This is a genomic window from uncultured Limnohabitans sp., from assembly GCF_937889215.1.
Lineage (GTDB): Bacteria > Pseudomonadota > Gammaproteobacteria > Burkholderiales > Burkholderiaceae_C > Limnohabitans_A.
On the sequence record NZ_CALBEX010000081.1, the window covers coordinates 1 to 11469 of the forward strand.

Consider the following 11469-nt stretch of genomic DNA (forward strand, 5'->3'; position numbering starts at 1 on the left):
GTGAGCAATCGCTTCGTCCACACCTGCAACAACTTTGACACTGATGATGGGCGCCAGGTATTCCTCAAACCAGTCTTGCTCGGTGGCGTCCAGCAGTTTGGCCCCGACAACACCGCTCAACAGGGCTTTAGCCCGGGGGCAGCAGCGCATTTCTACGCCTTTGGCCGCATAAATTGCGCCGATTTTGGGTAAAAATTCGGCCGCCACGCCTTGCGCCACCAGCAGGCTTTCACTGGCATTGCAAGGGCTGTATTTTTGGGTTTTGGCGTTGTCAGCCACTTTCACGGCCATGTCGACGTCGCAAGGGTCGTCCACATAGGTGTGACAGTTGCCGTCCAAGTGCTTGATGACAGGCACTTTGGCCTCGGCGCTGATGCGCTCAATCAAGCCCTTGCCGCCCCGCGGAATGACCACGTCCACAAACTGCGGCATGGTGATGAGCTGCCCCACGGCGGCGCGGTCGGTGGTTTGCACCAGTTGCACGGCATCGACTGGCAGGCCGCTGTCGGTCAGGGCTTGCTGCACCAGACGGGCCAAGGCCTTGTTCGATTCAATCGCCTCGGAGCCGCCGCGCAGGATGCAGGCATTGCCGCTTTTGATGGACAGGCTGGCCGCTTCGATGGTCACGTTGGGGCGACTCTCGAAAATCATGCCAAATACGCCAATCGGCACCCGCATCTGACCCACAAGGATACCGCTGGGCACTTGCTTCATGCCCACGATTTCGCCGATCACATCGGACATCGCCGCCAATTGCTCACAGCCCTGGGCGCAAGTTTCCAGCACTTGAGGGCTGAGCTTGAGGCGGTCCACCATCGGCTCGGCCAGCCCAGCAGCGCGGGCCCGGGCCAAGTCTTTGGCGTTGTCCAGCTGCAAGGCGTCGGTGTTGTCGCGCAACAGGGCGGCCAAATGGCGCAGGGCTTTGTTTTTGTTAGCCGCAGAGGCTTTGGCCATCAAGGCCGAGGCCTGTTTGGCCTGCTGGCCCAGAGCCTGCATGTGAGCGGCGGTGTTCAGATCAGTCATGTGGACATTTTCGCAGATGCGCCCAAGCTTCAGCGTACCGAGCAAAAACGAGAGAAACGCACCGCCAATCGCTGCAATGCCTGCCAGGGGTCGGTGGGCCAGTCAGGCACTTTCAGGCCTTTGACAATGCCGTCCACCTGGTGGGCGGCTTGCAGCAACCCATTCAGGCGGGATTCGGTCATGCGGGGCAGCACGCGCTCAAACAAGCGCTCGCGCGGCCCCCACACCCGCTGCTCGCGCAAGGCCATGGGCAAAGGTTTACCGGCCAACATGGCATCCTTGACGCGCTTCAAGGCGCGGATGTCTTCGGCCAAGGTGTAATGCACCAAGACAGCGGCTTCGCCCTCGGCCTGCAAGCCATCGAGCATGCGCTGCACCCGTGACACCTGGCCCGACAAGACGGACTCGGACAGTTTGAACACGTCGTAACGCGCCACGTTGACCACGGCTGCCGCCACTTGCGCCTGACTGAGTTCGCCGGGTGGGTGCAACAGGCCCAGCTTTTGAATTTCTTGGTGCGCTGCCAACAAGTTGCCTTCAATCCGGTCGGCAAAGAACTGCAAGGTGCGCTGCCCCTCTTCACCGGCCACCACCCGTTGGTCTTGCTGCTGCAGGCGTTGGGCAATCCATTGGGGCAACGCGTTGCGATCAACAGGGTCCATCTGGATCGACACCCCCCCGTTTTCCAGCGCACTAAACCAAGCCCCTTTGCGGGTTGCCGCGTCCAATCGCGGAAGCATGACCAAGGTCAGTGTGCTGTCGTTGTCTTGGGCAGAAGCGGCCAATTGCTGGATCGCGACGCTGCCTTCTTTGCCCGGCTTGCCCGAAGGAATGCGCACTTCCAGAATTTGTTTGTCGGCAAACAAGCTGAGCGAGCCGCCTGCGGCCAGCACCTCGCTCCAGTCAAAATGCGCGCCCGACACGGTGTGCACGCTGCGCTCGGTGTAGCCCTGAGCGCGGGCGGCAGCGCGGATGGCATCGGCCGCTTCTTGCTGCATCAGCGGTTCGTCGCCATGCAAGACGTACAGACTGCGCAAGCCTTTTTGCAAGTGCGCACCGAGCTGGGGCAGGGCCAGTTGCATGGGGAGGCTCAGGATTTGGCCGTCGCCGCAGCTCGGGGCTTGACCGCCGACAGTCGCCGCATGATCTGCTGCACGATATCGGTCTGCATGTCTCGGTACATGGTGGCTTGCTCGATTTCCTTGGACAACGCTGCGGTTTCGGTGAAACTCAGGTCGCGTTGCTGCGCCAGTTCGACGGGTTCAATCAAATTCAGGCCTTGCGGCGTGCGCAGACGAAACTTCACACGCAAACGCAGTTGCAGTTCACGCACTTGGCCTGAGGCATTCACACCCACCACCGCCTGCTCCCGGTTTTCGCTCAGGATATCGAGAATGGCATCGGCCTGGGCCATCTGCTGAGGCTCTTGCAACAACTCGATGCGCCCCGTCCCCAGCAAATTGCGACGCAACTCGACCCCCAAAGAAGAGGTGCTTGAGAAGTTCGCGTAAAGCGTCTGGAAGGGGTACTGGCCGTTGCCACGCAGCTGAAAACCACACGCAGACAAGCCTGCGGCGAAGCACAGCCCTGTCAGTGTTTGCCCAAGCTGTCGGCGGGAAGTGTTCATGAGGTGACTGCGTGCATGGGGTGGGCGCGCTCAGAGCACCACGTTGACCAAACGACCTGGCACCACGATGACCTTCTTGGGCGCAGCGCCAGCGGCTTGCTTGACAAAGGCTTCGCTGGCCAGCGCGGCCGCTTCGATCTGCGCCTTGTCTGCCGATGCGGGCACCGAAATGGCACCGCGCAGCTTGCCATTGATCTGCAGCATCAGTTCGATCTGGTCACGCACCAAAGCGGACTCGTCTACCTCAGGCCAAGGGGCATCCAGCAACTCGCCCACGGCCTGGGCAAAACCCAGTTGCTGCCAGATTTCGTCGGTGATGTGCGGGCAGGCGGGGTAGAGCATGCGCATCAAAAGCGACACACCTTCGCACAAGGCGGCTGTATCTCCTGAGCTGCCATCGGACTTGAAGTCTTCCAGCGCGTTGAGCAACTTCATGCAACCGGACACCACGGTGTTGTACTGCATGCGCTCGTAGTCGTAACCCACTTGCTTGAGCACCAGGTGCATCTCGCGGCGCAAGGCTTTGGCCGCATCGCCCAAAGCGGCCTGGCTCAGGTCCTGGCCGGTGGCCGAGCGCAGCAGCTCGTTGTGCTTGAACGCGAAGTTCCAAACCCGGCGCAAGAAGCGGTAACTGCCTTCCACGGCCGAGTCGTTCCACTCCAGCGTCACCTCAGGCGGCGCGGTGAACATGGTGTACAGGCGGGCCGTGTCAGCGCCGTAGCGCTCGATCAGGTCTTGCGGGTCGACGCCGTTGTTCTTGGACTTGGACATGGTGCCCACGCCCTCGTAGTCGATGGCCGTGCCCACAGGCAAGCGGCCATCGCCGCTGTCGGCTGCGTTCTTGAGCTTGGCGCCCACCACTTTGCCGGTCTCGTCGAGCACATGCTCCACATCATGCGGCCAAAAGTAGTCCTTGCCGCCCTTGGCGGTGCGGCGCGAGTAGATGTGGTTGAGCACCATGCCCTGCGTGAGCAGCTTGCTGAAGGGCTCGTCGACCTTGACCAAGCCCAGATCGCGCATGACCTTGGTCCAAAAGCGCGCATACAACAAGTGCAGGATGGCGTGCTCGATACCGCCGATGTACTGGTCCATGCCGCTGCCGCCCGTGGCCAACTGTTGGTCACGCATCCAATAATCCGCGCCCTCGCCCACCATGCCGTCGGCCTTGGTCGGGTCGCAATAGCGCATGAAGTACCAAGACGAATCCACAAAGGTGTCCATGGTGTCGGTCTCGCGGCGGGCAGGTTTGCCGCACACGGGGCAGGTCACGCCTGCGTGGAAACCTTCGTGCTTGTGCAGCGGGTTGCCCGAGCCGTCAGGGATACAGTCTTGCGGCAACACCACGGGCAGGTCTTTTTCGGGCACCGGCACCGCACCGTGTTCGTCGCAATGGATGATCGGGATGGGTGTACCCCAGTAGCGCTGGCGGCTCACACCCCAGTCGCGCAAACGCCAGGTGGTTTTCTTTTCGCCCAAGTCTTTGGCGGCCAATAACTCGGCAACTTTGGAGACGGCGGCCTTCTGGCTCAGGCCATCGAATTCGCCGGAATTGACGCAGACACCGTCTTTGGTGGCATACCACTCGGACCATGCGGTTGCATCGAAGACCTCAGAGGCCTTGGCGTTGCCTGCGTTGGGCAACGATGTTGAGCTTGCGTCTGAGGCGCCCGACGCAGGCAACGACAAGGCCGCCCCACGCTGAGCGACGACTTGCTTGATCGGCAAGGCGTATTTCAAGGCAAACGCAAAGTCGCGCTCGTCGTGTGCCGGCACGCCCATCACCGCGCCGTCACCGTAGCTCATCAGCACATAGTTACCGACCCACACTTCAACTTGCGCACCCGTGATAGGGTGCGTCACGAACAGGCCCGTGGCCATCCCCTTTTTCTCTTGCGTGGCCATTTCGGCCTCGGTCGTGCCGCCGCTATTGCACTCTTCCAAAAACGCCGCCAAAGCGGGGTTGCTTGCCGCAGCATGCAGCGCCAGAGGATGCTCAGCCGCCACCGCACAAAACGTCACACCCATGATGGTGTCGGCTCGAGTGGTGAAGACGTACATCTTGCCGTCGCCGATCAGCTGGCCGTCTGCACCTTTGATGTCGTGCGGGAACGCAAAGCGCACGCCTTCGCTCTTGCCAATCCAGTTTTCCTGCATCAGGCGCACTTTGTCGGGCCAGCCGTTCAGCGTGGCCTTGTCGTTGCCGATCTGCACATGGTCCAGCAGTTCTTGGGCGTAAGCGGTGATGTTCAGGTAGTAGCCCGGAATTTCGCGCTTTTCGACCGGCGCGCCCGTGCGCCAGCCTTTGCCGTCAATCACTTGCTCGTTGGCCAGCACGGTCTGGTCCACCGGGTCCCAGTTCACGACCTGGGTCTTGCGGTAGGCGATGCCTTTTTCCAGCATCTTCAAAAACAGCCACTGGTTCCACTTGTAATAGGTCGGGTCGCAGGTGGCGACTTCGCGTGACCAGTCGATGGCCAGGCCCATGGCCTGCATCTGCTTTTTCATGTACGCGATGTTTTCGTACGTCCATTTGGCCGGGGGCACGCCATTCTTCAAGGCGGCGTTTTCGGCGGGCAGACCAAACGCGTCCCAGCCCATGGGCATCAGGACGTTGAAGCCCTTCATGCGCAGGCTGCGCGTGAGCATGTCGTTGATGGTGTAGTTGCGCACATGGCCCATGTGCAGCTTGCCGCTGGGGTACGGCAGCATGGAGCAGGCGTAAAACTTCTTTTTGCTGGCGTCTTCGGTGACGCGGTAGGCATCGCGGGCGGTCCAGCGGGACTGCGCTGCGGGTTCGACTTCGAGGTGGTTGTACTTGTCTTGCATAGGGCTAAATTGTAGGGGCTGGGACCGAACCGCTCTTGGAAAGACGGCAGCCCTGGCCGGGGCAAATGCAAAGGCTGATCACCCTGAGCGATGGCGCGGATCGGTCATTTCAGCCCGGCCACCTGGGCTGTGCAGCAGGGCAAGGCGAAAGGCGCCATGGATGGCCACAAGGCAGGAAAATGCGTCAGCGCAAGTTCAACACGTCAAACATGTCAAACAAGCCGCGCTCTTGCCCAGCCAAGAAACGCACAGCGCGCAAGCTGCCTTGGGCATAAGTGGCGCGGCTAGAGGACTTGTGCGTCACCTCGATGCGCTCGCCAATGCCGGCGAACAACACGGTATGGTCGCCCACGATATCGCCGCCGCGAATGGTCGAAAAACCAATGGTGGACGGGTCGCGCTCGCCGGTGTGGCCGTAGCGCTCATAAACAGCACAGTCTTTCAAATCACGCCCGATGGCCTCTGCGATGACCTCGCCCATCTTGAGGGCAGTCCCCGAGGGCGCATCTACCTTGTGGCGGTGGTGGGCTTCGATGATCTCGATGTCGTAACCGGTGGACATGGCTTGCGCAGCCATTTGCAAGAGCTTGAGGGTCACGTTCACGCCCACGCTCATATTGGGCGCCATCACGATAGCGATGTCGCGGGCGATCTCGTTGATTTCGGCTTTTTGCGCATCGTCGAAGCCCGTGGTGCCAATCACGGCTTTGACCCCCAGCGCTCGGCAAACTTTCAGGTGCGCCATGGTGCCTTCAGGGCGGGTGAAGTCGATCAGGCAGGACGCATCTTGCAGGCCCGCGTACAGGTCAGCCGTCACCGCCGCGCCAGTGACACGCCCCAAAGCAGCCCCGGCATCTTGACCGAGCGCAGGGCTGGCCGCAAGGTCCAAAGCCCCCGCCAATCGGCAATCGTCAGACGCCAAAATGGCTTCGATCAGCATGTGGCCCATGCGGCCGGAGGCACCCGCAACACTGATGGGCAAAAGGTTCTGTGAGGTCATGGCTTGACTTTGACTGGTTGGAAGTGGCGTCGGTTCTGGGGTCACCGGGAAAACGGGCCTCGGCCCTGTAGACTCAAGGCGTCGCAGGCTCCAGCGGCGGGTACTGACGCGGCAAAGCTGCGGCCGGAACAGGTGGCTGGTCGGTGGCGGGTGGAGGGGCGAACTTCATCAGGTCTTCTTCACTGGCCTGCAGCAGGGGCAACTTGCCCACCGACTGTGGCCGCACCAAGCGACCGGCAAACTCGGCCTCGCTGGGCAAGACATCGCTTTCCACTTGGTCCAACACATCGCCTTTGAAGTAAACCGTGAGCCGGAGATTCTGTGGTGCCACGCCTTGGCGCTGGATGCTGAACGCGTAATCCCAACGCTCGGCATGGAACAAACTGGCCACCAAGGGTGTGCCCAAAACCTCGCGGACTTGGGCGCGAGGCATGCCAGGCCGCAGGGCCTGCCGCTGCTCTTTGGACACAAAGTTGCCTTGCACCACCTCGGGCACATAGGGCTGGAAAGTGTCTCGACTCAAGCCACCGGGGAAGCTGCCGCAGCCTGCCAGACTCGCGCCCACCAAAAGCGCAACGAGCCAGCGGCCAGAGAAACGGAAAGTCAGGAAAGCTGTCATGTTTGAGGGCGTGCCGATATGATCGGGTCATTGTAGCGGCAGCTTAGCGCAAGAGCCCCTGCCCCCGACCGAACCCCCAAAGCCTATGAGCCAGATCGACGAACTGAAAAACAATGGCCTGAAAGCCACTTTGCCCCGACTGAAAATCCTTGAAGTTTTTCAGAGCGGCCAAATGCGCCACATGACGGCCGAAGATGTGTTTCGACACCTGCTCCATGAGAACGCCGACATCGGTCTGGCCACTGTTTACCGGGTTTTGACCCAGTTTGAACAAGCGGGCATCCTGAGCCGCAACCACTTTGAAAGTGGCAAATCGGTGTACGAATTGAACGAAGGACAGCACCACGACCACATGGTGTGCTTGGACTGCGGCAGGGTGGAAGAGTTTTACGACGCGGAGATCGAGTCAAGGCAGCAGGCTGTGGCCCAGGCCAAGGGCTTTGTGATCGCCGACCATGCCCTGAGTTTGTACGCCCACTGCACCCAAAACCCCTGCCCTCACCGCCCCGCACGCTGAAAGGCGAAGAAGCGGTCAGCCCATGGCGCTGCGCTGGCGGTCAATGAACGCTTGGTAGGTGTCGATCCCGCGCATTTGCAAAATGGTGTTGCGCACGGCCGCCTCAACCAGTACCGCGATGTTGCGGCCGGCCATGACCTGAATGACCACCTTTTGGACCGGGATGCCCAGCACATCTTGGGTCAAGGGTTCGGAAGGTAAGCGCTCATAATCGCGCTCCATGGTTTCACGGCGCACCAGGTGCACGATCAGCTTGAGCCGCATTTTTCGGCGCACCGCGGTTTCACCAAAAATAGCCCGAATATCGAGCAAGCCAATGCCGCGCACCTCCAGCAAATTTTGCAGCAGGTCGGGGCAACGCGCTTCGATGGTGGTCTGGTTGATGCGGTACAAATCCACGGCATCGTCGGCCACCAAACCGTTGCCACGCGAGATCAACTCCAGGCCCAACTCGCTCTTGCCCAGCCCGGACTCGCCCGTAATCAGCACCCCCATGCCCAAGATGTCCATGAACACGCCATGCATGGTGGTGCGGTCGGCGAAGTGTTTGGACAGGTAAGCGCGCAGCACATCAATGACAAACGCCGAGGACTGATCGGTCAAGAACATCGGAATTTGGGCCCGTTCGCACATGGCCATCAAAGCCTCAGGGGCGACCTGGCCGTCGGCCAGCACCAACACCGGTGGCTCCAAAGTCACGATGCGGGCGGTGCGGCGTGCGCAGTCCTCGGGAGAGGCATCCGTCAGGTAGGCCACTTCACGCGGACCCAAAATTTGAACCCGGTACGGGTGTATGTAATTGAGGTAGCCCACCAGATCGGCACCCGAGCGGGCCTCGCGCACCGCCACTTCGTCAAAACGCCGCTCTGAGGCTCCCAGTCCCGCCAGCCACTGCCATTTGAGCTGGTTGCGGTGGTCTTCGAACAAAACGTCGGCGCTGATGACGGTCGGCTTCATCGCTTGGGCGCCTTGCGCATGCGGGTCAGACGGTTTGGGCCGACTGCCATTGGGCAATCAATTGGTGCAGGCCTGTTTGGGCCGTGCTGCTTTTGATGTTCTCACGCAAGACCGTGTCGCTGAGCAACTCGGCAATCTCAGACAAAATTTCCAAGTGTTTTTGCGTGGCAGCCTCGGGGACCAGCAAGAAGATCAACAAATTGACCGGTTGCTCATCTGGCGCATCGAAACCAATCGGCTGAGCCAACTGAAAAACAGCGGCCATTGGGGATTTCAGGCCTTTGATGCGGCCATGCGGGATGGCCACCCCGTGCCCGAGGCCAGTGGAGCCGAGGCGCTCACGGGCAAACAGGCTATCGGTGACCAGGGCACGCGACAAGCCATGCAGATTCTCAAAGAGAAGTCCGGCTTCTTCGAATGCACGTTTCTTGCTGGTGGCTTCCACCCCCACAAGAACTTGGGCAACAGGCAATATGGATGAGAGTCGGTTCATGGTCGAGGCCGGATTATGCACCCGAACTGAAAACAGGCCTTAAAAGTACCCGGACCATGCCAGACGAGGTATTGCTGCCACTTGACCACGCTTGAAACGTGCGCCATCAAAAAGGGCCGCATGCAGCGGCCCCTTAGGGTTTTCAAAGAAATAATCACATCATCCGCTTAGGGGCACTGTGGTGATGGTCGGTGAGGCGGTCCTTGTGTTTGACCACCTGGCGATCGAGTTTGTCCACAAGGTCGTCCACGGCGGCGTACAAGTCCTCGTGAGCGCTTTCGGCAAAGAGGTCATTGCCTTTGACGCGGATGTTGCACTCGGCGCGTTGGCGCTTTTCTTTTTCTTTTTGCTTCTCGACAGTCAGCAGCACTTTCATGTCGACCACCTGGTCAAAATGTCGGGTGATGCGGTCTAGTTTCCCCGTGACGTACTGACGCAAGGCCGGGGTCACTTCCAGATGGTGTCCGCTGATTGTTAAATTCATAGTCGTCGCCTCCATAGATTCAGGGTAGTAAAAGCCCCGCTGAAGCGGAGCTCCCGAACCACCTGCCGGGTGGTTCAACCCCACTATGCGCCGCCCTGAACCGAAAAGCAATACGCCCTGAACTAAACCCGAAAAGTCTCGCCAAAATGCACCCTAAACCGCATTTAGGTGCTATCGTCCGATTTGAAACTAGGCATAGTTCAGATAGGCCCGTCCAGCAATTTGGCTTTTTAGGCTGGTCGTTTAGGCTGTGCTTTTAGGCGGCACGCTGGCCCCATGCAAACGCAAGCGGCCCGCCAGCCAAGCGCTCAGCAAACTGGCACACACACCCAACAAGCCCGCCAGCCAGTAAAAGCTCAGCTGTCCTTGGGCGTCGCGTCCGATGATCAAACCCCCGACCAAAGCCGCCAATCCCATGGATGCCGACTGCACGGCCGAATTGAGGGTCATGAAAGTGCCGCGCAATCGCGGCTCAACGGCCGATGAAACCATGGCCATGCCGGGAATCATGCGGCCACTCATCACAGTGAACAGCAAGGTGGAGATCAGCAGCAGCCCCCAAAGTGGCAAGCCCTGCGAAAGCGTGGTGGCCATCAATGGCAACACCAGCAACAGCGCCAGGCGCTGAAACACTTGCACTTTGCCTACCCGGTCGGTCAACCGGCCAAAATAACGTGCACTGAGCAAGGTGGCCAGGCCACCACACAGGTAAATCCAAGGCACCTCATCGGTCAACATGCCGGCGTTGGACTGCAGGTAAATCGTGATGTACGGAATGACCGTGAAACCGGCAAACATCATCAAGCCGGACACCCCGAAGGCCTTGAGATGGTTCACCTCAGACAGCACCTGACCAATGCCCCGCCAGACGCTGGTGCGCTCAGGATGGTGCAAATGCGCGTCCAGCCGGGGCAGGGTTTTCCAAGCCCCCAGCGACAGCAGGCCCACCAGCAAGGCGATACCAAAGAACGGGGCATGCCAGTTCAACTGGGCTGCCAAAAACAAGCCCAAGGGCACCCCAGCGACGGTCGACACAGAAAACGAGGTCATCACCACGCTCATGGCACGGCCTCGGCGTTCAAAAGGCACCACATCGGCCACGATGGTTTGCGCCAGCGCCGACAAAACTCCCCCAAACAAGCCCGCCCCTACCCGCGCCACCATCAACCAGACATAGTCTGGTGCCAAGCCGCAAGCCAGTGTGGCCAAGCCAAACAGGGGGTACATGGTGAGCAGCAACTGCTTGCGGCTGAAGCGGTCGATGTAGGTAGAAGCCATCAGGCCGGACACACCGGCCGATAAGGTGTAGGCCGAGACCAGCAGGCCAAACTGGGCGTTGCTGATGCCAAACAGGGCCGTGAACTGCGGCCCCAGCGGCATCATGATCATGAAGTCCAGGATGTGGGTGAACTGGATGCCTGCCAGCGTGAAAAGCAGCCAGCGTTCACGCCGTGGGGTCAGTGTGGGTGTCATGGAACAATAGGATTGAATCGTCTGAATCTAACACCCACAGCCCGAACTTCACTGCACCATGCACATTGACACCTTGACCGACGCCACCCGTGCCACTGGCGCCCGCCCCACCCATGGCCTGGTTTTGATGGGCGGTGGCGCCCGAACAGCCTACCAAGCCGGTGCGCTGGCAGAAATTGGGCATCTGCTGGGCCGGCGCGATGCCACACAGAACTTTCCTTTTCAGGTGCTGACAGGCACATCGGCGGGGGCTTTGAACGCCACTTTTTTGGCAAGCAAGGCCATGGATGGCCTGAGCGGACTGGACGATTTGGCCCATTTTTGGGGCGGCATCCGAACCCAGGCCGTTTACAAACTTCCCGACACGCCCATGGCCCGCTTCAGCCGCTGGGCCACCGCCCTCGGCCTGGTGTTGTCGGTGCGCAAAAAAACCGCCGCCATGGACAGCCT

The 11469-nt window shown here is 60.2% G+C and carries 12 protein-coding genes; 2 read left to right on the forward strand and 10 right to left on the reverse strand.

Features of this window, described 5'->3' with window-relative positions:
• From Q0341_RS01830 to Q0341_RS01855, 6 genes are all read right to left on the reverse strand, one after another.
• A partial coding sequence (locus Q0341_RS01830; RefSeq protein WP_299510149.1) for a glutamate-5-semialdehyde dehydrogenase occupies nt 1-1023 on the reverse strand: 1023 nt, incomplete at its 3' end.
• Between the two features lie 29 nt (nt 1024-1052).
• Nucleotides 1053-2105 carry a DNA polymerase III subunit delta gene (holA, locus tag Q0341_RS01835; protein WP_299510151.1) on the reverse strand — a complete coding sequence of 351 codons (1053 nt, stop codon included), beginning with the start codon at nt 2103-2105 and terminating at the stop codon, nt 1053-1055.
• A gap of 8 nt (nt 2106-2113) precedes the next feature.
• Complete coding sequence (lptE, locus tag Q0341_RS01840; RefSeq protein WP_299510152.1) at nt 2114-2650, reverse strand: LPS assembly lipoprotein LptE; 537 nt, start codon at nt 2648-2650, stop codon at nt 2114-2116.
• 30 nt (nt 2651-2680) lie between these two features.
• Nucleotides 2681-5476, reverse strand: a complete 2796-nt coding sequence (leuS, locus tag Q0341_RS01845) for a leucine--tRNA ligase (RefSeq protein ID WP_299510153.1) — start codon at nt 5474-5476, stop codon at nt 2681-2683.
• A 184-nt stretch (nt 5477-5660) separates the two neighbouring features.
• On the reverse strand, nt 5661-6476 hold the full coding sequence (gene dapB, locus Q0341_RS01850) for a 4-hydroxy-tetrahydrodipicolinate reductase (protein WP_299510154.1): 816 nt from the start codon (nt 6474-6476) through the stop codon (nt 5661-5663).
• A 73-nt stretch (nt 6477-6549) separates the two neighbouring features.
• Complete coding sequence (locus Q0341_RS01855; RefSeq protein ID WP_299510155.1) at nt 6550-7095, reverse strand: outer membrane protein assembly factor BamE; 546 nt, start codon at nt 7093-7095, stop codon at nt 6550-6552.
• Between the two features lie 85 nt (nt 7096-7180).
• Between Q0341_RS01855 and fur the strand changes: the two genes are divergently transcribed.
• The gene (gene fur / locus Q0341_RS01860; protein WP_299510156.1) at nt 7181-7612 is read left to right on the forward strand and encodes a ferric iron uptake transcriptional regulator; all 432 of its coding nucleotides are present in this window, start codon (nt 7181-7183) and stop codon (nt 7610-7612) included.
• A gap of 15 nt (nt 7613-7627) precedes the next feature.
• On the opposite strand, the gene hprK is transcribed toward fur, so the two are convergent.
• The 4 genes from hprK to Q0341_RS01880 all read right to left on the reverse strand — a co-directional run bounded on the left by hprK (nt 7628) and on the right by Q0341_RS01880 (nt 11019).
• Nucleotides 7628-8569, reverse strand: a complete 942-nt coding sequence (hprK, locus tag Q0341_RS01865) for an HPr(Ser) kinase/phosphatase (RefSeq protein ID WP_299510157.1) — start codon at nt 8567-8569, stop codon at nt 7628-7630.
• Between the two features lie 25 nt (nt 8570-8594).
• Nucleotides 8595-9062, reverse strand: coding sequence for a PTS sugar transporter subunit IIA (locus Q0341_RS01870; RefSeq protein WP_299510158.1), 468 nt, complete (start codon nt 9060-9062; stop codon nt 8595-8597).
• 154 nt (nt 9063-9216) lie between these two features.
• Complete coding sequence (gene raiA, locus Q0341_RS01875) at nt 9217-9546, reverse strand: ribosome-associated translation inhibitor RaiA (RefSeq protein ID WP_299510159.1); 330 nt, start codon at nt 9544-9546, stop codon at nt 9217-9219.
• Between the two features lie 243 nt (nt 9547-9789).
• On the reverse strand, nt 9790-11019 hold the full coding sequence (locus Q0341_RS01880; protein ID WP_299510160.1) for an MFS transporter: 1230 nt from the start codon (nt 11017-11019) through the stop codon (nt 9790-9792).
• Between the two features lie 58 nt (nt 11020-11077).
• Here Q0341_RS01880 and Q0341_RS01885 point away from each other — a divergent pair.
• Nucleotides 11078-11469, forward strand: a 392-nt coding sequence (locus Q0341_RS01885; RefSeq protein ID WP_299510161.1) for a patatin-like phospholipase family protein, incomplete at its 3' end; no start/stop codon positions are given.